The 24,150-nt window shown below is 59.7% G+C and carries 21 protein-coding genes; all 21 read right to left on the bottom strand.

All coding sequences use genetic code 11. The features are described 5' to 3' along the window. Window positions 1–54: 54 nt before the first annotated feature. Window positions 55–1,083 carry an ABC transporter ATP-binding protein gene (locus I2E45_RS04280; protein WP_022094888.1) on the bottom strand — a complete coding sequence of 343 codons (1,029 nt, stop codon included), beginning with the start codon at window positions 1,081–1,083 and terminating at the stop codon, window positions 55–57. Continuing rightward, complete coding sequence (locus tag I2E45_RS04275; protein WP_022094887.1) at window positions 1,083–2,174, bottom strand: ABC transporter ATP-binding protein; 1,092 nt, start codon at window positions 2,172–2,174, stop codon at window positions 1,083–1,085. Before I2E45_RS04275 ends, I2E45_RS04280 begins: the two co-directional genes overlap by 1 nt. A 2-nt stretch (window positions 2,175–2,176) precedes the next feature. After that, window positions 2,177–3,112 carry an ABC transporter permease gene (locus I2E45_RS04270; RefSeq protein ID WP_006236141.1) on the bottom strand — a complete coding sequence of 312 codons (936 nt, stop codon included), beginning with the start codon at window positions 3,110–3,112 and terminating at the stop codon, window positions 2,177–2,179. Window positions 3,113–3,126: 14 nt separating this feature from the next. Further along, a complete protein-coding gene (locus tag I2E45_RS04265) occupies window positions 3,127–4,164 on the bottom strand; it encodes an ABC transporter permease (protein ID WP_117637996.1) in 1,038 nt (345 codons plus the stop codon). 156 nt (window positions 4,165–4,320) lie between these two features. Further along, window positions 4,321–5,997 carry a peptide ABC transporter substrate-binding protein gene (locus I2E45_RS04260; protein WP_229058820.1) on the bottom strand — a complete coding sequence of 559 codons (1,677 nt, stop codon included), beginning with the start codon at window positions 5,995–5,997 and terminating at the stop codon, window positions 4,321–4,323. A gap of 294 nt (window positions 5,998–6,291) precedes the next feature. Continuing rightward, entirely contained in the window at window positions 6,292–6,546 is a 255-nt protein-coding gene (gene secG / locus I2E45_RS04255; RefSeq protein WP_006236144.1) for a preprotein translocase subunit SecG, read from the bottom strand. Between the two features lie 163 nt (window positions 6,547–6,709). Further along, entirely contained in the window at window positions 6,710–8,263 is a 1,554-nt protein-coding gene (gpmI, locus tag I2E45_RS04250; RefSeq protein WP_195444469.1) for a 2,3-bisphosphoglycerate-independent phosphoglycerate mutase, read from the bottom strand. A 5-nt stretch (window positions 8,264–8,268) separates the two neighbouring features. Beyond that, complete coding sequence (gene tpiA, locus I2E45_RS04245) at window positions 8,269–9,036, bottom strand: triose-phosphate isomerase (protein WP_195444468.1); 768 nt, start codon at window positions 9,034–9,036, stop codon at window positions 8,269–8,271. Continuing rightward, window positions 9,029–10,219, bottom strand: coding sequence for a phosphoglycerate kinase (locus tag I2E45_RS04240; RefSeq protein WP_006236149.1), 1,191 nt, complete (start codon window positions 10,217–10,219; stop codon window positions 9,029–9,031). The genes tpiA and I2E45_RS04240 overlap by 8 nt, the downstream gene beginning before the upstream one ends. A 140-nt stretch (window positions 10,220–10,359) precedes the next feature. Beyond that, the gene (gene gap, locus I2E45_RS04235) at window positions 10,360–11,385 is read right to left on the bottom strand and encodes a type I glyceraldehyde-3-phosphate dehydrogenase (RefSeq protein WP_022094880.1); all 1,026 of its coding nucleotides are present in this window, start codon (window positions 11,383–11,385) and stop codon (window positions 10,360–10,362) included. Window positions 11,386–11,578: 193 nt separating this feature from the next. After that, the gene (whiA, locus tag I2E45_RS04230) at window positions 11,579–12,508 is read right to left on the bottom strand and encodes a DNA-binding protein WhiA (RefSeq protein ID WP_035138886.1); all 930 of its coding nucleotides are present in this window, start codon (window positions 12,506–12,508) and stop codon (window positions 11,579–11,581) included. A 6-nt stretch (window positions 12,509–12,514) separates the two neighbouring features. After that, window positions 12,515–13,435 (bottom strand): RNase adapter RapZ, encoded by a 921-nt coding sequence (rapZ, locus tag I2E45_RS04225; protein WP_022094878.1) that lies wholly within the window; start codon window positions 13,433–13,435, stop codon window positions 12,515–12,517. 98 nt (window positions 13,436–13,533) lie between these two features. After that, window positions 13,534–14,220 carry an N-acetylmannosamine-6-phosphate 2-epimerase gene (locus I2E45_RS04220; RefSeq protein WP_022094877.1) on the bottom strand — a complete coding sequence of 229 codons (687 nt, stop codon included), beginning with the start codon at window positions 14,218–14,220 and terminating at the stop codon, window positions 13,534–13,536. 140 nt (window positions 14,221–14,360) lie between these two features. Next, window positions 14,361–15,326: an ROK family protein gene (locus I2E45_RS04215; RefSeq protein WP_022094876.1), complete on the bottom strand. Its 966-nt coding sequence runs from the start codon at window positions 15,324–15,326 to the stop codon at window positions 14,361–14,363. A 170-nt stretch (window positions 15,327–15,496) separates the two neighbouring features. Further along, window positions 15,497–16,417, bottom strand: coding sequence for a dihydrodipicolinate synthase family protein (locus I2E45_RS04210; RefSeq protein WP_035138887.1), 921 nt, complete (start codon window positions 16,415–16,417; stop codon window positions 15,497–15,499). Window positions 16,418–16,485: 68 nt separating this feature from the next. After that, a complete protein-coding gene (locus I2E45_RS04205; RefSeq protein WP_195444466.1) occupies window positions 16,486–17,337 on the bottom strand; it encodes an acetylxylan esterase in 852 nt (283 codons plus the stop codon). After that, window positions 17,330–18,307: an acetylxylan esterase gene (locus I2E45_RS04200; RefSeq protein WP_195444464.1), complete on the bottom strand. Its 978-nt coding sequence runs from the start codon at window positions 18,305–18,307 to the stop codon at window positions 17,330–17,332. Before I2E45_RS04200 ends, I2E45_RS04205 begins: the two co-directional genes overlap by 8 nt. A gap of 80 nt (window positions 18,308–18,387) precedes the next feature. Next, window positions 18,388–19,215 carry an ABC transporter ATP-binding protein gene (locus I2E45_RS04195; RefSeq protein ID WP_006236159.1) on the bottom strand — a complete coding sequence of 276 codons (828 nt, stop codon included), beginning with the start codon at window positions 19,213–19,215 and terminating at the stop codon, window positions 18,388–18,390. Beyond that, complete coding sequence (locus I2E45_RS04190) at window positions 19,216–21,231, bottom strand: dipeptide/oligopeptide/nickel ABC transporter permease/ATP-binding protein (protein WP_035138893.1); 2,016 nt, start codon at window positions 21,229–21,231, stop codon at window positions 19,216–19,218. Window positions 21,232–21,234: 3 nt separating this feature from the next. Next, the gene (locus I2E45_RS04185) at window positions 21,235–22,191 is read right to left on the bottom strand and encodes an ABC transporter permease (protein ID WP_035138896.1); all 957 of its coding nucleotides are present in this window, start codon (window positions 22,189–22,191) and stop codon (window positions 21,235–21,237) included. 157 nt (window positions 22,192–22,348) lie between these two features. Further along, window positions 22,349–23,962 carry an ABC transporter substrate-binding protein gene (locus tag I2E45_RS04180; RefSeq protein ID WP_035138897.1) on the bottom strand — a complete coding sequence of 538 codons (1,614 nt, stop codon included), beginning with the start codon at window positions 23,960–23,962 and terminating at the stop codon, window positions 22,349–22,351. Window positions 23,963–24,150 lie beyond the last annotated feature (188 nt).

Below are 24,150 nucleotides of genomic sequence, written 5' to 3'. Positions count from 1 at the left end.
GTCGAGGACGTTCTGAAAACTAAGTCCAGCGCGGGCCCGGACGAGAACAACCGACTACAGGTCGATGTGCGATTCCTTGATCGGGAACGGCTCCGCGAAGTGGCAGGCACAGCAGTGGCCCGGGGCAACTTCCTTAAACTCAGGAAGCTTCTCGGAGCAGATACCCTGAGCGATCGGGCAGCGCGTGTGGAAACGGCAGCCGGTCGGCGGATCCAGCGGTGACGGCGGATCGCCGGCGAGGATGATGCGCTTGCGGGTCTTCTGGATATCAGGATCGGGCACCGGCACGGCAGACAGCAGCGACTGCGTGTACGGATGGTGCGGCTCACTGTAGAGCGTCTTCCAGTCCGAAACCTCAACCATCTTACCCAGATACATAACGGCAACACGGTCGGAGATATGCTGTACGACAGAGAGGTCGTGAGCAATGAAGAGATAAGCCGTACCGAACTTATCCTGAAGCTCCTTTAGCAGGTTCAAAACCTGGGCCTGAATGGAAACGTCAAGTGCAGAGACAGGCTCGTCGCAGATGATCAGCTTGGGCTTCAGAGCGAACGCGCGGGCGATGCCGACACGCTGGCGCTGGCCGCCCGAGAACTCGTGCGGATAGCGGTTGATGTGCTCGGGGTTCAGACCGACGACGTCCAGCAGCTCGCGGACACGCTCGATACGCTCTTCCTTGGTGCCAACGCCATGAATGGTCATGGGCTCAGAAACAATCTCGCCGATGGTCATACGAGGGTTGAGCGAAGCATAGGGATCCTGGAAGATGAACTGCATCTCGCGACGCATATCCTTGATCTCGTGCTTGCTCATCTCGGCAACGTCTTTGCCCTGGAAGAACACTTTGCCTGCCGTCGGCTTGGTCAAGCGCATGATGGTTCGACCCGTCGTGGACTTACCGCAACCAGACTCGCCAACCAGGCCAAAGGTCTCGCCCGGATAAATCTCGAACGAAATGTCATTCACTGCAGAGACGACACGCTTGGAAAAACGCTTGGCGAACATGCCGGACTCAGCGGGGAACTCCTTAGAGAGGTGCTCGACTTTCAGCAACGGAGTACGCTCGTTGGTATCTGCCATTACGCCTCGCCTCCCTTCTTGGAATCCTTGCGCGTACGGGACGTCTCAGGAGCGTTCTTGAGAAACTCGGGGTCACCGGAGTAGTGGCACGCAGAGTAATGACCAGACTCGGTGACAACGCGCTCGGGGCGCTGCTTGCGGCACTTATCGGTCGCATAGGGACAACGAGGCGAGAACACGCAGCCCTCGGGCAGGTTCATGAGCGAAGGCGGGTTGCCGTGAATCGGCGTAAGCGGCTTCTTCTCTTCGATGGCCTGCTCCGGGATGGAGCGGATAAGGCCCCAGGTGTAGGGGTGGCGGCTCTCGTAGAAGATTTCCTCAGCAGTACCGAACTCGACGGGACGGCCGGCGTACATAACCATGATCTTGTCGGCCATGTCGGCGACGACGCCCAGGTCATGGGTAATCATGATGATGGCGTTGCCGTTCTTCTCCTGCATTTCCTGCATGAGCTCGATAATCTGAGCCTGAATGGTAACGTCCAGAGCCGTCGTGGGCTCGTCGGCAATCAGAATATCGGGATCGCAGGCAAGAGCCATGGCAATCATGACGCGCTGACGCATACCGCCAGAGAACTGGTGCGGATACTCATTGACGCGCTTCTCGGGCTCGGGAATACCAACGAGGTCCAAAAGCTCGGTGGCACGCTTGAGCGCCTCCTGCTTGGAGTAGCCACGGTGCAGACGAAGGCCCTCGCCCACCTGCTTGCCGATCTTATAAACCGGGTTCAAGGAGGTCATAGGATCCTGGAAGATCATCGCGATGTCGTTACCGCGAATGTGCTGCATCTCTTCCTCGGTCATTTCGAGGATGGAGCGACCGCGATATCGAACGTCACCGCCCTCAATCTTTCCCGGAGGCATCGAGATAAGGCCCATGATGGTCATGGCGGTCACGGACTTACCGGAGCCGGACTCACCGACGACGCCCAGGGTCTCGCCGCGATCGAGCGTGTAGGAGACACCGTCGACAGCGCGAACGACGCCATCCTCGGTGTGGAAATACATCTTAAGGTCATCGACCTCGAGCAGATGCTGGCCCTCGGGAACCGGCTGGTCCTTCAGGTCCACATAGTTCTTGTTCTTCTTCATCCTTATGCGTCCTTCATCTTGACGTCGAGGGCGTCGCGCAGACCATCACCCAACAGGGTGAAGGCGAGCACCGTCGAGAGAATTGCCAGACCGGGCATGATCATCATCCAGGGAGCAGTCAGAAGATACTGCTGACCGTCCTGAATCATGGAGCCCCACGAAGGCGTAGGCGGAATAACGCCCATGCCGAGGAAGGACAGAGCGGACTCGGTCAGAATGGCGCCACCAATGTTCATGGTCGCGTAGACCACGATGGAGGCGACGGAGTTCGGGAAGATGTGACGTACAACGATACGAGCATCAGATGCACCCATCGCGCGCGCAGCATCAACATAGTCGTTTTCCTTGACGGTCAAGATCGCAGAGCGGAAGACGCGCGCAATCGAAGGCCAGCCGAGAATACCGATGGCGATAAAGACGTTCTGAAGACCACGGCCAATAACGGCGATCATGGCGACAACGAACAGCACGTACGGGAACGCCAGGAAGATGTCCGCACAGCGCATGATGATCGTATCCCAGATGCCGCCGTAGAAACCGGCCAGAGCACCCATGACCAGACCAATCAGCGTGGAGATCGCGGTGGCCATAATTCCGACGGACAGCGAAACGCGCGCACCGTAGATAACGCGGACGAGAATGTCACGACCAAGGGCGTCGGTGCCAAACGGATGCTCTGCACACGGAGCCAGCAGCGACGTCTCGGCCATAGTGGTCGAGTCGGAAGCCGTCGGAGAACCGAGCCAGGGCTTAGCCCACAGATCTGCGGTCAGGGCAACCACAACGACGATGATGATCCAGCAGACACCGATAACGGCGAGCTTGTTCTTACGAAGACGCTTAAAAGCGTCGCCCCACAGCGTGCGGGACTTGGCGGGAGCAGATGCGACCTTGGTGGCGGTAGCCTGCTCCTGAGACTGAGAATCAGTTTCCTGCATGAGACGTACCTCCCTTAGGCCTTATCCGACGGACCGCCAAGGCGGATGCGCGGGTCGAGGAATGCATAGCTAATGTCGACGAGCAGGTTGATCACCATGACGACGACAACGATGAGCGTAACGCCGCCCATAACGATGGGCCAGTCACGCATGCTAATGGCGCGATAGACCTCATAGCCGATACCGGGCCAGTTAAAGACCGTCTCGGTCAGGATGGCGCCCGAAAGCATGCCACCAAAGTCGACACCAATATAGGTAACGACGGGGATGAGTGCATTCTTAAGCGCATGCTTGATGATGATCGCGCGATTGGAGAGACCCTTGGCCTTTGCCGTACGGATGTAATCCTGGTTCATGACGTCAAGCAGCTGCGAGCGCATAATGCGCGCGGCATAAGCGGTCGAAACCGAAGCCAGCGTAATGGTCGGAAGCACATAGTGCATCCAATCCTGATACTGAGAGCTGGAACCGCCGGCACCCGAGATCGGCATGGAGAATGCACCGCCCGTGGCGTCCTTGAGGATGACGCCAAAGAACAGCTGCAGCAACATACCGAGCCAGAAGGCCGGGACCGCAACGAGGATCGACGTGGTGAGCGTTACCAAAATATCCCAGAAGGAATAACGCTTTACCGCCGAAATGATACCCGCACCGATACCCATGATTGCCTCGAGCACGATGGCGCACGCGGCAAGTTTGACCGTATACGGATACTTCTGGGCGAAGATTTCCGTAACCGGCAGCTTGCGCTGATACGAATTGCCCAGATCGCCATGAAGCAGGCCGTTCATGTAATACAAGTAACGGTCCACGAGCGACGTTTGAACGGGGTCGCCGTTCTCGTCAAGGATCGCGTTGCCGTCCTCGTCCGTCTGGACCAGGTGATAGCGGACGCGAAGCTGAAGCTCCACCTCGGGGGACAGAGCCTTGTCTCCACCGATCAGCTTGATCGGATCTCCCGGCACGATATTCTGAAGGGCGAACAGAATCAGCGTAACGCCCAAAAACACCGGGATGAACTGAAGCACACGTTTAACGATGTACTTACCCATACCACTCCCCTATCTAGGGATTAACCTAAATGGGATGCCGATCGCCAGACCGGCATCCCAAAATTACCATCAGCCAGTTTACCCCAGGTTAGGGAGAACTGTATGTTTCCCATGAGGTCTACGTAAATACTTGACCCTCACGGAAGCTGCAAACTCTTAGGCGAGCTCAGCGGTACCCAGATCGGCGTGCTTCTGCGGATCGACATAGAGGTGCTTGATGCGATCGGAGCCGGCGATGGTGTGCGTGTAGAACATAATCGGGATGACCGGGCAGTCGGCAGCGACCATTGCGTCGGCCTCCTGCATCTTAGCGACGCGCTCCTCGTCGTCAACAATAGTACGAGCCTCGTCGACCTTGGCGTCGAACTCGGGGTTGTTGTAACCGGAGCGGTTGTCGCCACCGAGGGAGTCGGAGTGGAACAGCGGATACAGGAAGTTGTCCATGATCGGGTAGTCGGCAATCCAACCCAGACGACCGAACTGATAGTTAAAGTTCTGATACTGCTCGAGCAGGGCAGACCACTCAGGGGTATCGGAGACAGCGGTAACGCCAACCTTGGCGAGGTCGCCGATGATGGACTCCATGATCTCCTTGTGACCGCCGTCCTGGTTGTAGGACAGGGTCACGCTAATGCCACGATCCCCGTTAGCGCCAGCGGGAGCAACCTTGTCGAGGTACTCGTTAGCCTTGTCGACATCGTAGTCGCAGAACTCCCATGCGCCCTCCTTGTAGCCATCGATGCCCGGAGGAACAATGCCGTCGGCAGGGGTACGGGTACCCTTGAAGATGGTCTTGCAGATGGCCTCACGGTTGATGGCCAGGGAGATGCCCCTACGCAGGTCGGCGTTGTTGAACGGCTCGGCCGTGGTGTTGCAGGTCAGATAGTACGTGGAAGGCTCGGCGCCGAGCAGCATGCGCTCGCCGTCACCCATGGTGTAGCCGTCCTTGGACACGCCGCGATCCTTCTTGGCGGCATCGATCTGAGCGACGGGAACGTCGCAGACATCGAGGTTACCGGCCTGGAACTCCTTGTAAGCGGTCTCCATGTCCTTGATGACCTGGAAGTGGATGCCATCGATCTTGGCCTTGTCGCCATAGTAATCGTCGAACTTCTTGACGTTGATCTCCTGGCCATCCTCCCACTTGCCGTCCATCATGAACGGGCCGTTACCGACCGGGGCAAGATAGAAGCTCTTGACATCGGACTCGGCGCACTCGGGAACCGGGGCCAGAGCCGGATGAGAGGCGACGAAGGGGAAGTCAGCGTAAGCGGAAGACAGCTTGACGACGAGGGTCTCATCGTCGGGGCACGTAACACCGCTGAGCTCGGTAGCGTTACCGGCAAGCAGGTCGTCATAACCCTCGACCATGGAAAGGTGATAGGAGACCTCGGAAGGACCGTACTCGGTAGCGACAGCCGACTTGGTGTTGACCAGACGCTCCCAACCGAGCTTGAAGGACTTGGAGGTAACGTCGTCACCGTTGTGGAACTTGGCCTTCTTGATCTTGAAGGTAAACTCGGTGGCGTCGTCGTTGGACTCAAAGGACTCGCAAGCCAGCGGAACGATCTCGCCCTTCTCGGCGTCGTAAGAGGTCAGAGCGTCAAAGAGCTGGTACTCGACCTGAGTGCCCTGGTCCTCCTGGACATTGTAGGGGTCGATGCAGACCGGGTTGTTGATGTAGAAGTTCAGCGTCGAACCGGACTCAGAACCGGAAGCGTCGCCACCCTTCTTGCCACATGCGGCAAGAAAAGCCATGGAGCTCGCAGCAAGGGTGCCGCCAACAAAGGCGCGACGACCCATAACGGGCTGGTGGAACATAGAATCAGCCATGCCATCCTCCTTATGAGATAGGACAAAGAAATGTTCAGTCGGACACATGTCGAAACAATCCGATCCGAACCATCAAAACGCCGCCCGCTGCTATGGCTGGTTATGCACAACGGACCAACGTTTTGCAATACAGTAGCGCATTTTATACACAATTTGGGGCTAATTCCGGTTAACGGTCGAGAATTTCTTTAGTTGGGCGAAGTATGTGGGGATATTTTGACTCTGTTACAAATATGTAAACAAAAAGGGTCCCGCACTTACGGGACCCTTTTTGAATATTTATGCGGCTCGTGCTTAGTAGCCGACGATGCCCTGCGGGAAGAAGAACATGCACAGCACGACGCACACGGCAAACACGACAGCCATGATGACGGTCAGGCGGTCGAGGTTCTGCTCCATGACGCCCGTGGCAGAGCTGGAGTTATACAGCGAGCTAGCGATCATATCCGAAACGCCGGTGCCCTTACCGGAATGCATCAGGACGAGAATCGTCAGCGCCACGGCAGAGACAGCCCAAACGACAAACAGAAGAATCTGGAACGGACCCATAGATAAGCTCCTTAATAGAACAGTTTAACTACAGTACTGTACCACAATCCCCCGCTCTCCCCTACCTGCCACTCAAGGACGGGGTGGAAATGGCAGAAATACCAAAAAGGGGGTTGTCCGGTTGTGGACAACCCCCTTACTAGAAAACGGTATTTGTTTTCTATTAGGCCTCGGTGGCGAGCACGCGGCCCGTCATCTCGGCGGAAGGCTCAATACCAGCCATGGTGAGCATGGTCGGAGCGATATCGGAAAGACGGCCGTCCTCGATACCGGTGAGCTTGGCCTTCTCATCAACGATGATGAACGGAACGCGGTTGGTGGTGTGAGCCGTAAACGGATGCTTGGAACCGTCGGAAGCAACGTCAAACATGTGATCGGCGTTGCCGTGGTCGGCGGTGATCAGCGCAAAGCCGCCCTTGGCGAGAATCGCCGGGACAACCTTAGACAGGGCATCGTCAACGGCTTCGACGGCCTTAACGGCGGCGTCGAAGACACCGGTGTGACCAACCATGTCGCAGTTCGCGAAGTTCACGATGTAGAAATCAGCGCGATCCTCGTTGATGGCGGCGACAAGCTTCTCGGTAACCTCGGGAGCGCTCATCTCGGGCTGCAGATCGTAGGTAGCGACCTTGGGGGAAGCGACGAGCACGCGCTCCTCGCCCTCCTTGGGCTCCTCGATGCCGCCGTTGAGGAAGAACGTCACGTGGGCGTACTTCTCGGTCTCGGCGGTGTGCAGCTGCTTCAGGCCGTTGGCGGCGATAACGTCGGCCAGGACGTTCTCGGGGAACGTCTTGGGGAAGGCGACCTCGACGTCAAACGTCGGATCGTACTCGGTCATCGTCACAAAGTGCGAAAGCTTGATCTGCTCGCGCTCAAAGCCGTCGAACTCCTTGTCCGTGAATACGCGGGTCATCTGACGAGCGCGGTCGGGACGGAAGTTGAAGAAGATGGCCGCGTCTCCCTCGTGGATGCCCTCGTTGTGGGCAGCGAAGGGCTCGACGAACTCGTCGCCGCGCGGATCCTTCTCGTAGTAGGCCTTGATACCGGCAACAGGGTCGACATCGGCATCGGACGCGTTGACCATGACGTTGTAGGCACGCTGGATGCGCTCCCAACGGTTGTCGCGGTCCATGGCCCAATAACGGCCCGAGACGGTGGCAACGCGAGCGTCGCAACCGGTCTCCTCGGAGATCTTAGCCAGGAAGGCGCAGAACTCACTCATGTAGCCAGCGCCGGACTGCGGGTCAACGTCGCGGCCATCCATGAAGGCGTGGACGCGAACGGTCTTGACACCGTGCTCGGCAGCCATCTTGACCAGAGCCTCGACGTGGTTCATGTGAGAATGAACACCGCCAGGGCTCATAAGGCCCATGAGGTGAAGAGTCTTGCCGTCAGCCTTGACGTCGTCCATAGCCTTGACGAAGACCTCGTTCTTGGCGATGGAGCCGTCCTTGATGGCGTTGTTGATGCGCGAAAGCTCCTGGAACACGATGCGGCCGGCACCGATGTTGAGGTGACCCACCTCGGAGTTGCCCATCTGGCCATCGGGAAGACCCACGTCCTCGCCCGAAGCGCCGAGCGTGGTGTGGGGGTACTTCTCATACAGGCTATCAAGGAAGGGCGTCTTGGCAGCGGCGACGGCGTTCTCGCCATCGGACGGAGCCAGACCGCAGCCGTCCATGATGATCAGGAGTGCAGGAAGATGACGTTGTGCCATATGTCCTACTCGCCTGCCTTGACGACCATAGAGGCGAAGTCGGCAGCCTTGAGCGAAGCGCCGCCCACGAGGGCGCCGTCAACGTCGGGCTTGGCGACGAGCTCGGCGATGTTACCGGGCTTGGCAGAGCCACCATAGAGAACGCGAATGCCGTTAGCGAGCTCCTCGCCGAACATCTCCTTGAGGGTCTCACGGATAGCGCCGCAGACCTCCTGAGCGTCCTCGGCGGTAGCGGTCTTGCCGGTGCCGATGGCCCAGATGGGCTCGTAGGCCACGACGACCTGCTTGGGGCAGGTGATCTCAAGACCAGCAAGGCCAGCCTTGACCTGGTTCACGACGTGCTCGACATAGGTGCCAGCCTCGCGGACCTCAAGGGACTCGCCGCAGCAGAAGACGGGAACAAGACCTGCGGCAACGAGGGCCTTGGCCTTCATGTTCTGATCCTCGTCGGTCTCGTGGAAGTAGTCGCGACGCTCAGAGTGACCGATGATGCAGTAGGTGCAGCCAGCGGACTTGAGCATGTCGCAAGAGGACTCACCGGTGAAGGCACCCTTGGCCTCCCAGTACACGTTCTGTGCACCGAGGGCGATGGGGGCAGCCTGAATGCGGTCATGAACCATGGTGATGTCGATGGTCGGAGGGCAGACGAGCACCTCGACGCCAGCCGGAACCTCGGGCAGAGCCTGAGCCAGCTCGTCGGCGAGCTTGGCGGCCTCGGCGACGTCGTTGTTCATCTTCCAGTTACCAGCGATAAGAAGGGTGCGATTAGGCATCGAGAAGCGCCTCCACTCCGGGCAGGGCCTTACCCTCGACGAGCTCCATGGAAGCGCCACCACCGGTGGAGATCCAGCTCATCTTGTCGGCCAGGTTGAACTTGTTGACAGCTGCGACGGAGTCGCCACCGCCGATAATCGAGGTGCAATCGGCCTCGGCGACAGCCTCGGCGATAGCCTGGGTGCCGTGAGCGAAGTTGTCGAACTCGAAGACGCCCATGGGGCCATTCCAGAACACGGTCTTGGCGCCCTTGACAGCCTCGGCGTAGAGTTCCTCGGTCTTAGGACCGATGTCCATGCCCTCACGATCGTCGGGGATAGCGTCGGAAGCGACAACCTCGGGGACAGCGTCCTCGCCAAAGTGATCGGCAACGCGGTTGTCGATGGGGAGCAGGATCTTGACGCCCTTCTCCTCGGCCTTCTTAAGCATCTCGCCGGCGCGCTCGACCCAGTCCTCTTCCTTGAGGGACTGACCGACGGACAGGCCCTGAGCCAGGAAGAAGGTGTAGGCCATGCCGCCACCGATGATCAGGGTGTCAGCGGAGTCGATGAGGTGATCGAGAACGCCGATCTTGGAGGAAACCTTGGAACCACCGACGATGGCGACGAAGGGACGCTCGGGCTCGGCGAAGATGCCGGTCAGCGTGTCGACCTCCTTCTCGAGAAGGAAACCGGCGACTGCGGGCAGATAAGCGGCGGGGCCCACGACGGAACCCTGGGCGCGATGAGCGGTACCGAAGGCATCGAGAACGAAGACGTCACCATAGGAAGCGAGCTTCTTGGCGATCTCGGGATCGTTCTTCTTCTCACGCTTGTCAAAACGGACGTTCTCGAGAACGAGAACCTTGCCCGGCTCGACGGCGGCGACAGCCTCGGCAGCCTTCTCGCCGTAGGTGTCGGCGACAAAGGCAACGTCGAGACCAGAGAGCTCAGCGAGCTTCTTGGCGACGGGCTCGAGGGACAGCTCGGGCTGGAAGCCGGTGCCCTCGGGACGGCCGAGGTGGCTCATGAGGATGACGCGAGCGTTGTGCTCAACGAGGTAGTTGATGGTGGGCAGGGCAGCCTTGATACGGGTGGTGTCGCCAACGACGCCATCCTTGATAGGCACGTTAAAGTCAACGCGGACGAGAACGCGCTTGCCGTCGACATCGATGTCGCGGACGGTCTTCTTGGTAAAGGCCATGTTTGCTTCTACCTTTCGTACGTGTCTGCCTCCCATTACGGCAGACGATTTCTTATAAAAAGGGCGCGACCCTAGGGTGTAAGCCCTATAAGGCCGCGCCCTTCTTTAGACGCTCAACGAGCTATTCGCTAAAAGCTAAATTAAGCAACGAACTTCTCGAAGTACTTGATGGTGCGGACCATCTGAGAGGTGTAGGAGTTCTCGTTGTCGTACCAAGAGGTGACCTGAACGAGGGTCTGGCCGTTGCCGAGGTCAGAGCACATGGTCTGAGTGGCGTCGAAGATGGAGCCGTGGGTCTCGCCGATGATGTCGGTGGAGACGATGTCGTCCTCGTTGTAACCGAAGGTCTCGGAGATGGTGGCAGCGTAGGCCTTCATAGCAGCGTTGACCTCGTCGACGGTGACCTTCTTGTCAACGACAGCGTAGAGGTTGGTGATGGAGCCGGTCGGCGTCGGGACGCGCTGGGCGGCACCGATGAGCTTACCGTTGAGCTCGGGGAGAACCAGGCCGATAGCCTTGGCAGCACCGGTGGTGTTGGGGACGATGTTGACGGCGCAGGCGCGGCTACGACGCTTGTTGCCCTTGCGCTGCGGGCCGTCGAGCGGCATCTGGTCGCCAGTCCAGGCGTGAATGGTGGTCATGATGCCGGACACGATGGGAGCGAAGTCGTTCAGACCCTTGGCCATCGGGGCGAGGCAGTTGGTGGTGCAGGAAGCAGCGGAGATGATGTTGTCCTCAGCGGTCAGCGTCTCATGGTTGACGTTGTACACGATGGTGGGCAGATCGCTGCCGGCCGGAGCGGAGATGACGACCTTCTTGGCGCCAGCGTTGATGTGGGCCTGAGCCTTAGCCTTGCTGGTGTAGAAGCCGGTGCACTCGAGAACGACGTCGACGTCGAGGTCGCCCCAAGGCAGGTTGTTGGCGTCGGCCTCCTTGTAGATCTTGATCTCCTTGCCGTCAACGGTGATGGAATCCTCGCCAGCAACGACCTCGTGATCGCGAGCGTAGTTGCCCTGCGTGGAGTCGTACTTCAGCAGGTAAGCGAGCATATCGGGAGAGGTGAGGTCGTTGATAGCGACGATCTCGGAGCCCTCATGACCGAACATCTGACGGAAAGCCAGACGACCGATGCGACCGAAGCCGTTAATAGCAACCTTTACTGCCATTGTGTCTCCTTTCGTAAGGCCCCCGCGAGCTACAGCGCCCGCCGTTGAGGCCCACAAACTAACCACTCGCCTAATATACCTTTTTTTTGACTTGAATTTCACGAGAATGCTCGAAATTGAAAATCAAATTTACGTTAAAACGTTTTAAAGAGTAAAACAGCAGTTCAATCCCTATATAAGCAGTTTCGCTCAACTACCTGTTTGCTTCAATGAGCTTTTCAAGCCTCAAAACTCGATGGTAGAGGGCCGACTTCGACAAGGGAGGGTCAGCCATCTCCCCCAGATCGCGCAGTGACAGATCAGGATAGCGCTCGCGCAGGTCGCAAAAGACCGCCAAGGCGTCCGGAAGCGTGTCGCGCAAACCCCGCTGTTCGAGCTCATCGATCAACGCAAGCTGATGCTGGGCGGCACCCGCACTTCTGGTCTGATTGGCCAGCTCGGCATTCACGCGACGGTTTACGTCGTTCTTAACCAATTTGACCGCGCGCGCTTCCTCGATCTCGGCAACGCTGCGCTTGGCGCCGACCAGCTTTAGAAGCTGCTCGATCTCCTCGGCGCTCTTAATGTAGACGGCAAAGGATCCGCGCCGCGCGTTAACGCGCGCATGGACCCCAATCTGCTCCAATAGATCGCAAAGCCCCCGGGCATACTGCTCGCCCTGCACCGCAATCTCCAAATGAAAATCGCCGCGTGGATCGGCCACGAAACCGCCGGCGATGAGCGCGCCGCGGATGTAGGCAAGCCTGCAGCAGGGACGGGCAACGATGTGCCGGGGAACACCAGCGACGAGCCCTCCCCTGCGGTCGAGAATGCCCAGCAGCACCAGAGCCTTGTCCAGGTCGGGCTGATCGGGCAGGGTAATGAGATAGTTACGGACCTTATGCAAGACCGATTTACGAACGGTGAATTCCGTTTTGAGCTTAAGGATGCGATGCGTCAGTGTGATCATCGTGCGCGCGACGGCACCCGTCTCGGTCGCGACCGTCAAACGATACCGCCCGGAGCCGGCCAGCGAAAGTGTACCGCTCACACGCGTCAGGGCGGCAAGCGTCGACAAATCGCAGTATTCACATTCGGGTTCGCAGCGCGCGAGCTCGTCACGCACCTCGGCGGTAAACGACATGCAGACCTATGCTTTCGTGTTGGCGCGCGACAGGTCGCGATGGGAAATACTCACGTGATACTGGGCACCTTCTAAATAACGTGCCGTGGCCTCGGCGATGGCAACGCTGCGGTGTTGACCGCCCGTGCAGCCGATGGCAATAGAAAGCTGTGGCTTGCCCTCCGCGATATAGCCGGGCATGACCGTATCGAGCAGCTGCGTCCAGGCCTTCCAGAACTCCTGGGTCTTGGGATGGTCCAGAACAAAGTCGGAGACTTTCTTATCGAGACCGGTCATGGTGCGCATCTCGGGATCGTAGAACGGATTGGGCAGGAAGCGGACGTCGATCATAATGTCCGCCTCGACGGGCATGCCGTGCTTAAAGCCAAACGAGAACACGTGAACGTCCATGAGCTGCTGGTCGGACAGCTCGGAGAACGCCATGCGCAATTTGTTGCGCAGGGCAGAGGTGCGCAGGCGGCTCGTGTCGATGATCATATCGGCTCGATCGCGCACGCCCTGCAGCTGCAGGCGCTCGCGCTGAATCGCATCGGCCGTAGTCTCTCCCGGCTTGGCAATGGGGTGGCGGCGGCGGTTTTCGCTATAACGACGGATCAGCACCTCGTCAGAGGCCTCGAGAAACACGATGTCACAGCTCATCTCGCGCTCCTCGAGCGCGGCAACGGCATCGAGCAGCTCATCGAACAAACCCTGGCTGCGCAGGTCGCAGGTGACGGCAAGATGCCTGCCCACGCCCGTATTGATGCCGACGAGTTCGGCAAGCTGGGCGATCAGACGCGGAGGCAAGTTGTCGATGCAAAAGTAGCCCATGTCCTCAAACACATGCATGGCCTGCGTTCGGCCCGATCCGGACATTCCGGTGATGATGACGATATCGGGGATGCGCTCCGAGCGCTCCGCCGCATCCATGGCATCTCCCTTTTGCATGTGTGCCTCCTAAAACAAGCGCGGGACCCGGCCAGCGGATCCCGCGCGATCAATTGCCTTTATTGAGTATACCGCCCCAAGCGGATACGAGGCCTGTCTTACGCCTCAAGCGCAGCCTTGAACCAACTTGTAATACTCGTGGGGTGCGTGATGGCGGTGCCGACGACAACGGCCCAGGCGCCCGCATCAATCGCGGCGCGGGCTTCCTCGGGCGTGTGCACGCGGCCCTCGCAGATGATGGGAAGACCGGGGAATTCCTCGGTCGCCTGACGCAGGAGCGGCAGATCGGGGCCATCGGCCATGGTGCAGTCGATGGCGGCGACACCATGAGAAAGCGTAGTGGATACCAGGTCAAAGCCCATATCAACCGCACGGCGAATGTCCTCGATGGTGGCGCAGTCGGCCATCAGGAGCACACCCTCCTCGTGCAGCGGACGGAAGGTGTCCTCGACGGTCTTGCCATCAGGACGCGGGCGATCAGTGGCATCAATTGCCACGATGTCGGCACCCGCAGCAACGCAGGCGCGAGCATGACGCAGCGTCGGCGTGATGTAGACGCCCTCGTGTCCATCCTTCCACAAGCCGATGACGGGGACCTCACAGCGGCCCTTAATGGCGGCGATGTCGGCAAGACCCTGGCAGCGAATAGCGGCGGCGCCGCCAAGCTCGCAGGCGCGAGACATTTGAGCCATGGTCTCGGGCGTACGAAGCGGCTCGCCCATATACGCCTGAACACTCACGACGAGCTTGCCCTTCAGGGACTGGATCAAAGGATCAACGGTCATGTTCGACTCAACCTTTCTCAAAACAGCCTTCTGAGACACCGCACCTTGACGTTCAAACCGTCGCTCGCGTACCGAAGTACGCTTCGCTCCTCTTTCACGTCAATCTGCGGCACCTCAGAAGGCGCACTTGGTAGTTATGTTTACTTCAACGATGCAAGAAGGTGTTCGGCGGCACCGATGAGCGGAGCATCGCCCTCCAGAGAACCGATGAGGATCGGCGTGTCCTGAAGCGGATCGAGCGCCTGGCTGGCATAGCCCTCGTGCACCGAATCCTTCCACGTCTGCGAACGCCAATCGGGACCTTGGTGAATCACGCCACCCGAAAGCACGATGACCTCAGGGTCCAGGATGTTAGCGAGCGAGCCCAAGCTGGCACCCAGCGCAAAGCCGGCGTCATGGATGACCTCGGTCGCCTTTGCGTCGCCAGCACGGCACAGGTCGTTCACGTCGCGACCGACCGAAGGACGGCTGGGGTCGACGCGACCGAAGCGCTCGTCGTACATACGGCCAATCGAGGTGCCCGAGGCTACCGACTCAAGATGGCCAGAACGCCCGCAGGCGCAGGGAATGCCGGCGGCAGCCGAACACTCGATGTGGCCCATATGGCCGGCAGCACCATGGAAGCCCTGCATCACGCGGCCGTTCTCGACATATGCGCCGCCGATGCCCGTACCGATGCCCAGACACAAGACGGAGAACTTGCCCTTGCCGACGCCCCAGTGGGCCTCGCCCAGAGCATGAGCCTGCACGTCGCCCACCACGGCAACGGGAAGACCAAGGTCCTCGCGCAGGCGCGGCCCCAACTGAACGCCGGACCAGCCGGGCATGATCTCGTTGGCATACGCGATGGCGCCCGTCTTGGGATCGACGACGCCTGCGGCACCGATACCGACACCGAGGACCTCGACATCGGGATTCGCCTCAAGAGCGGCCTTGATGGACGCCTCGATACGCTGGAAGACGGCCTCGCCGCCCTCCTGGGCCTCAGTAGGAACCTCGGCCTCAAATACGGGATGGGGCACGCTGCCGTCAGCCGGGTACTCCATAATGGCGGTCGCGATCTTAGTTCCGCCGATGTCGACAGAGCAGACGTACTTGTTCTCCATGTCGTTCTCCTTAGGAGATAAAAACAACTACAGGAAATGAAGGCGGTGTTATCGCCGCAGCATGATAAAGGTTTCCCAGGTGCCCGAGGTTGGGGTGAAAGTGGTCGGGCGTTGACCTAATGGGTCACGCCCGACCACTTGAGCCCCAAGATCGGGTGCCTGGGGAAGCTTTACAGGAGACCGTTGTCCTGGAGGACCTTCTTAATCGCCTCGACGTTCTCGCCGGTCATGGCCTTCACCGGGCGCGGCATGGTCGGGCTGTCGAAGATGCCCATGAGATTCATAGCGGTCTTGAAGGCACCAACGCCGCCGGCATAGCCCTGAACGCCCGAGGTGACATCCCAGATGTGGGAAATCTCGTTGAGGCGATCCTGCTCGGCCTTGACGGTAGCCCAGTCGCCGGCCTGAGCGGCCTTCCACTGGCGCACGTAGCCCTCGGGCTCAACGTTAGCGAGACCCGGGACAGAACCGTCGGCGCCACCGAGGTAAGCGCCGTCGACAACGACCTCGTGACCGGTGAGGATGCTCATCGGATGGCCGTTCTTCTCGTTCTCCTGAACGAGGTAGCGGAACGAGATGTCATCGCCCGAGGAATCCTTGACGCCGGCCAGGACGCCCTCGGCGCCGAGCTTAGCAAGGAGCTTCCAGGGGAGCTTGGTGTGGACGCACACGGGGATGTCGTAGGCGAAGATGGGCAGGTCGAGTTCCTCGTGCAGGATGCGGAAGTGCTCCTCGACCTCGGTCATGCCCTGCAGGGCATAGAACGGGCAGGTGGCGACAAGCGCATCGGCGCCCAGCTCCTGAGCGACCTTACCATGCTCGATCATGCGCTCGGTCTCGGTATCGATGATGCCGACCAGAACGGGAACGCGGTGGTCGACGATGCGCACGGCCTCGGCGATGATCTGACGACGACGCTCGTCGGTGGAGAAGACGACCTCGCCCGAGGAGCCCAGGAAGAACAGGCCATCGACGCCGGCGTCGATCATGCGGTTGATGCTGCGCTCAAAGGAGGCAACATCGAGCTGGTGGTCTTCGGTATCGGGAACAACGACGGGAGGGATAACGCCGGTGAATTTCTGAGTTGCCACAAGAATCTCCTTAGTTGTCTGGCGGGCAGCCCTATGCCGCCCACTCTTGTTGGCAGTGTCCAGGCCGTCTAGGCCAAAGAACACGGGTAGAACGTTTGGTTAAAGAAGTCGACGACTTCGTTTTCGAACGCATTGATGCGCTCGTGAGCGTATTTGGCATAGATGATATGCCTCCGGTCACACTCAAAACCGTTGAATACGGCAAACTGGCCCTTGGGGTCGCTTACGGCATCCATGAGCGATGTGCCCATGAGCACCGATCCGCGCACCCGAGACGACAGCGCCTCGAGGCCACCGGGAATTGGATTGGCAACCGCCGTGCAGGTAAGGCCCCGCTCGTCCAGAGCAGAAACCGCCAGCGCGACGCCGCCGCCAAGGCCCTCGCCCCACGCAAAAATGCGATCGGAGTCCACGCCGTCAAGATTGCGCGCGACCTTCGCCAACGCGCAGCCCCAACGGACGCGCTCGACAAAAGCGGGCGAAGCAATCCCCCGCTGCAGGTCGTCCGTACCAGCAACACCGTCGTCCAGTGCAAGCACGGCATATCCCATGGCGGCAAATCTCGTCATGTGATGCCAGCCGCGCACAGGCCGATCGATGTCGTGGAACATCAGGCACAGCGGCACGCGCTCAGATACTCGGGCACGACCAACAGGCTCAATCAAACGAGCGTGGACCGCATGGTCACCGAGCTCAAAGGAAACCTCCGAGTAACGGGCGCAGGGGTTAACAAAGTCAATCGCCGTAATGGCCAGGCCTTGAATCTCAAGATTCGAAGCGCATGTCTCTAAATCAGAAATATCTGCTTGGACATCACCGTGCCAGTCCCGATATTCTGCGAGCCTTGACGAAACCGTTCCAGGAATTCCCACGAGCCCGGGGACTATCAGCTCGTCAACATTGCTCTCGCACTTAGACATGAGCCTCCCCTCCCTTGCAGAAAAACGGAATGATCAGATCGTCAAAATCCTGAATCTCCTCGTGGCCAAAGCCTTCAAAGAACTCATGACGCTTGTCACAGGACAGGTTGTTATAGACCGCAAACTGCGTCGCTGGCGGACAGACGATATCGGCTGTGCCGGTGCCAAACAGCACGGGGCATTTGACCATAGGGGCAAAGTTCTTGGAATCGAAGTACGCCAGCTTGGCATAGGCTTCGTCAATACGAGTCGAGTCCTCGTCAAACCAGCGAGACCAATAGCGCAGGCCCTCGTAGGCAATGTCGTCGGCATCCAAATCCCAGACTAGGCGGAAATCTGACAGGAAGGGATAGAGGATGGCGGCACGATTAATAAGCTCGCTGTTAAGCGCACAGGTCGCAATGCCCAAACCGCCGCCCTGCGACGCGCCGTTCACAAACACACGCGCAAGATCGATGCCCTCGAGCTCGCGAACGATGCGGCACAGGATGCGAATATCTTGGTGCAAGCGGACATAGTAGAGGTTGGCCGGGTCGCCGTCGATACCGGCGACGATATGACCGGCAACCGTTGTGCCCTCAAATCCACCAATGTCCTCGGAGGGACCTCCTTGGCCGGGGCAGTCGAGGGCGATGAGTGCCATGCCCATGCCCGCAAACGACGCCTGCTCAAACCAGCTGCGGCTTGCACCCGGATACCCATGGAACTGAAGTACCAATGGCACGGGCTCGTCCGAGACGGGTTTAAGGTACTTGGCATGCAGGCGCGCGCCACACATGCCGGTATACCAGAGGTCGAAAAGCTGGCAGGTCGCGGCATCGGTGACCGATGCCGTCTCGATCGCATAGTCAAGCCCGACGGCGTCGGCCTCGGCCATGCGATCCTTCCAAAAGAGATCGAAATCTGATGGACGGGGCATGGCGCCTCGATATTCACCAAATTGATGTTGTAGCTCCTGAGCACTTGGCATGGCTCGTGAACCCAACCTTTCGAATTCGCAACGGAGGTGCGCCCGGCAAGGGAACCGGGCGCACGGGAGGGAAAGCGAGGCTACTCGCCGAGCTTGGGATGCAGCAGCGACGGCGCAGCGCCGAGCAGCATCTTGGTGTAGGGGTCCTGGGGGTGCTGGAAGACCTGCTTGGCCTCGCCCTGCTCGACGATCTTGCCGCCATTCATAACGATGATGTCGTCAGAGATATAGCGGACCGTCTGGATGTCATGGCTGATGAACACCATGGCCAGGCCGAGCTCCTTCTTAAGGTCGGTCAGCAGGTTCAGAATCTGTGCGCGGACCGAAACGTCCAGAGCCGAGGTGGGCTCGTCGGCGATGATGGCGTCGGGGTTCAGCGACAGGGCACGGGCAATTGCCACGCGCTGGCGCTGACCGCCCGAAAGCTGGCCGGGAAGAACCTCGGCGGCAGAGCTGGGCAGACCGGTGAGCTCCAAGAGTTCCTTGACGCGCTTCTCCTGCTCGGCCTCGGTACCCAAGTTGTGGACGCGCATGGGGTCGAGCAGCTGCTCGCGAACGACCATGCGGGGGTTGAGCGCCGTGGCCGGGTTCTGGAACACGACCGAGATGACGCGACCCATATGGCGACGGTCCTCGGCGGTACGTTTGGTAACGTCCTTGCCCTTAAAGTAGACCTTGCCGCTCGTGGGGGCCTGCAGGCCGCACATGACGTTAGCGGTGGTGGACTTACCGCAACCGGACTCGCCGACGATGCCGATCGTCTGACCGGGCATGAGCTTAATCGTTACACCCTGGACGGCGTGAACCAGGTTGGGGTGCAGAATCGAGCCGGTACGGGTCCTAAAGGTGACGTGGACGTCATCAAGGAAGATGATCGGCTCGACGCCGTTGACTGCGGTCTCGCTCATCTACATCACCTCCGCGTGAGGGGTCAAACCATTTGCCTTGAGCACCTCGTCGGGGAGCTCGGAATAGAAGTGCTCGGTGCCGGGCACGCGCTTGAAGACCGGACGGGTGTCCAGGCCAATACGCGGATGGCTCGAGCGGGGCGCGAAGCGATCGCCCTTGGGGAAATCGCGCGGACTCGGAACGGCGCCGGGCACCTGGTGCAGGCGGCCCGAACCGCTCTCGATGGACAGAACGGAGCCCAGAAGACCGCGGGTGTACTCGTGAATCGGGTTGGTGAGCAGCTCCTTGGTGGGCGCCTGCTCGATAACCTGACCAGCGTACATAACCGTGATGTTGTGGGCGACCTCGGCGACCAGCGCCAGGTCGTGCGAAACGAAGATCATGGCAAAGCCGAGCTTGGCCTGAAGATCGTTGAGCAGCTTGATGACCTGCTTCTGGACGGTAACGTCCAGAGCGGTCGTGGGCTCGTCGCAGATGACCAGCTTGGGGTCGCGGGTAAGGGCCATAGCGATCAGGACACGCTGACGCTGGCCGCCGGAAAGCTCGTGCGGATAGCTCTCGAGCGTACGCTTGGGATCGAGGCCGACGAGCTCCAGGAGCTCCTCGGCGCTGCGGGTTCCGCCGCGCTTGGTGAGCTGCTTCATCTGGGCAGAGATGAGCATGGAGGGGTTGAGTGAGGACAGGGCGTCCTGATAGACCATAGCGATATCGGTACCGCGCAGGCCGAACCACTCCTTCTTGCTCATCTTGAGCAGGTCACGGCCCTCCCAGAGAACCTCACCGGAAAGGTGCTCGTCATCATCGGTCAGACCCATGATGGCCAGCGTGGTGATGGACTTACCGCAGCCGGACTCGCCTACCAGGCCCATGGTCTGGCCGGGACGGACGTCAAAGTTGACGTGGTCGACGACGTTGATGTCACCGTGGTGCTCAAACTGGATGCAGAAATCGCGTACCGAAAGGATCGGCTCAACGGACTCGTCGGGCACATGGCGATCGTCACGCTTGAGCTCGACATCGCGCAGAGCGCCAAGGCGAGCGGAGAGGGACTGGGCCTGCTCCTTGTAGGCGCGAACGGGGTCGGAGACCAGCAGGTCGGCCTCGCGACGCTTGGAGGAATCGGTCGGATCCAGGGCGGCGGAGGGAGCAGCGGCCATGGCGTCGGTAATGCCCTCGGAGAGGATGTTAAGCGCCAGGCAGGTGATCATGATGGCCAGACCCGGGAACAGCGCCTGCCACCAACGGCCGGCAAGCACGCCGCCGCGGGCGTCGGCGAGGATGTTGCCCCAGGTAGCGGTGGGCTCCTGAATACCAGCGCCGATGAAGGTCAGCGAGGCCTCGAAGATGATGGCGTCGGCGACCAGGGTAACGGTGAAGACCATGATCGGGGCGATGCAGTTACGCAGAACATGCTTGATCAAAATCCACGGAGCCTTGGCGCCGGAAACGATGACCGCACGGACATAGTCCTCGCCGTACTCGGACACGATGTTGGCGCGCACGATACGGGCAATCTGCGGAGTGTACATAAAGCCGATGGCGAAGATGATCGACGGCACGGAGTTGCCCAGGATGGAGACGAAGACGGCCGCGAGGGCGATGCCGGGGATGGACATGATGATGTCCAAGATACGCATGATCGTCTCGGAGACGGCCTTGCGCGAAACCGCTGCAAGGGCGCCTACGACCGAGCCGCAGACCAGAGCCATGGCAGTGGCGCCAAAGCCGATAATCAGCGAGTAACGACCACCGTAGAGCATACGCGACAGAATGTCGCGACCCTTATCGTCGGTACCGAAAATAAATCCGTTGCCGGGAGCCTGGCGAGCCGTAAAGATCTCGACCGGGCTATAGGGGGCAAGAAGGGGCGCCAGAATCGCAGTCAGGGCGACCAGAACCAGCACGACGGCTGCAATCTTAGAAGACAGTGTCATCTTCTTCCAGCCACCGAGCTTGAGCCCCTTGGAGGCAGCCTTCTCGAGCTGCTCGGTTTGCTTCTCTCGAATCTTTACCATAATCTACACCGTCCTGATGCGCGGGTTGATGAGCAGGTAGAGCATGTCAACCACGATGTTGATGATGATGAAGGCAAGAGCAACGACGATGACGACGCCCTGAACCAGGTTCGCCTCGTTGCCCTGAACGCCCTGCAGAATCGCGGTGCCCATGCCGGGGAGGTTGAAGATAACCTCGATGACGACGGCGCCGCCCATGAGGTAACCGATCTTAAGACCGAGGGTGGTGACCGGGGTGATCAGCGCATTGCGAAGAACGTTGATGCCGACGACGACCTTCTCGGGAACGCCGGCGCCGCGAGCCATACGGACATAATCCTTGTCGAGCTCCTCGACCATGGCGGTACGCACGATACGAGTCATCTGGCCCGTCAGCGGAAATGCCAAGGCGATAGCGGGCATGATCATACGTCCCAGATAGCCAACCGGATTCGTGGTGAAGTGAGGCAGAGCACCCGATGCCGGGAGCACCTTAAGGTAGGAAGAGAACAGCAGGATCAACAGAACGGCAAGCCAGAACGACGGGGTTGCCAAGCCGGCGATGGAAAAGACGCGGATCACTTGGTCCGGCCATTTGTCGCGATACAGTGCCGCGATGACGCCGAGCAAAAACGAAACGACCGCACCGATAGCAAGACCGATAAAGGTCAGCTGCATCGTGACGGGCAGGGCCGTGGAGATGCGCTTGGCAACGGAGTTGCGAGCAGCACCATAGGTGCCCATGTCGCCATGGATCAGATCGCCCATATAGCGCACGTAGCGCACGGGCCAGGGGTCGTCCAGACCATACTTCTCATGGTACTCGGCAACCGCCTCGGGCGAGGCACCGTCACCCAACGCCGTGTAGGCGGGGTCGGTCTTGGAGAACGACATAAGGAAGAACACCAGGACGGTGACGCCCAATGCCATGATCGGCAGCGCCACAAGACGCCTTCCAATCAAACGTAGCAAGTTGTTCACGTTCTCTCCCCTTTCTTTTGTCGGTAGGACCAACTGGTATATGAGTACGGATACTCATTACAAGACCCGAGCGACATCGTTGCCGCCCGGGTCTTTGTTTCAACTATGAGGATACGGTCCCAACGACCGACATCCTGCATACAGACTCAAGCGAGTCTTACGCCTTGACGGTCGCAACGCCCCTGAAGGACATGCTCGTCGTGCCGATGCCCTTGAAGCCATCGAGAGCCTCGCCGTTGGGCGCAGTGGACGGATCGTCCCAGGAAGCGGAGACGGTCTTGACGTGGACAACGGGGTACAGAACGGCGTTGTCGGCAATGATGTCGAAGCACTCGTTCCACTTCTTCTGCTGCTCGTCGCCCTCGGCGGCAAGAGCCTCGTCCATGAGACCATGGAGCTTCTGCCACTCAGCGGACTCCTTCCACGGGCAACGGGTCTGCATCCAGACGTTGTCGCCGTACCACCAGTTGAGCAGCAGGTCGGGGTCGGCGCCGAAGCAGGAAGGATCGCCAGGGGCGAGGAGGATATCGTAGGCCTCGCCGCCGTCGATGGCAGCGTAGGTAGCCGGCGAGGTATCGGTCTGGATGGTCACATCGAAGCCGAGAGCGTCGAGGTCGTTCTTGACCTGGGCGGCCATGCCCTTAATCTGCTCGTTGTCGGTGGTGCGCAGGGTGATGGCACCCGGGGTGATGCCAGACTCCTCGATGAGCTTCTTAGCCTTCTTGGCGTCGGTCTTGTACACCGTGGAAGCCTCATGATAGTTGGTGAAGCTCTTGGGCAGGTAGCAGCTGGCAGCGGTGGCAAGGCCGGCGAAGGTGTTGCTGACCATCTTCTCGGTGTCGAGCGCATACATGACAGCCTGACGGACCTTGACGTTGTTCCAAGGCTCCTTGGCGACGTTGAACATGATGAAGCGGGTGCCGAAACCCTGAACGTTATCGATCTTGCAGCCGGCGCTCTCGAGCTGGTCGACGGCGTCAGCGGTAACGAGCTCCATAACGAGCGTGGAGCCCTCCTGCTGAGCGGTAACGCGAGCGGTGGGGTCGGTCAGGATGCTGTACTGGATCTTCTTATCCTCGGCAGCATACTCACCGTTGTACTCGGGGTTGGGAACCAAGGTGATCTCGGTATCGGAGATAGAGTCGTACATCCAGGGGCCGGAACCGATCGGCTGCTTGGCGCGATCCTCCTCGGTCTGGGTGGCCGGGGTAACGCGGACGATGGCCAGACGATCCTTGAGCAGGGAGAAGTTGGGGACCTTAGTCTTGACCGTCACGGTGCTGGCGTCCTTGGCCTCGATGGACTCGAAGGGCTGGAAGAACGGAGCATAGGTAGCGGAAGCGGCGCAAGCGGTGTAGGAGGCAACGACATCGTCAGCGGTGACCTCGGTGCCATCGGAGAACTTGGCGCCCTTGCGGATGGTGACCTCGAAAGTGGTGTCGTCCACAGACTTGGGATCGTCGGTGGCGAGCTCGTTGAAGGTGCTGTAGTCGTGGTAATCGATACCGTAGAGGCCCTCGACGACGTGCCAGTTAGCACCCAGGCCCACAGCGGAGCCGGTGCTGGCGGGATCGAAGCTGGACGGAGCGTAAGCGGAACCAGCGGTGATCACGCCGCCGCCACGGTTGGCGGAATCGGTGGAGCCGGAAGCGGAACCCTCGTCGCTAGAGCTGCCACCGCAGCCAGTGAGACCAAGGCCGGCGACAGCAGCGACGCTGCCGGTGAGGCCGAGGAACGAACGCCTGGACATACCCTTGTTGATGATGGCCATGTCTTCTCCTATCAATAGAGAATCTTACTCGGGAGCACCTAGACGTGCCCCCGCGCAACTTGCGGACGATATATACCTTACCTACCGACGAACCCAACTGAGGTGCCGCGCTCGGCGACCGATACATACATACGCTTGAACGGTATTTACTACCGTTCACCGAATTCATTGACAAATGATTCGCCAGA

Source organism: Collinsella aerofaciens, from assembly GCF_015555045.1.
Taxonomy (GTDB): domain Bacteria; phylum Actinomycetota; class Coriobacteriia; order Coriobacteriales; family Coriobacteriaceae; genus Collinsella; species Collinsella aerofaciens_W.
This window is presented reverse-complemented; position numbering and strand designations above follow the sequence as displayed.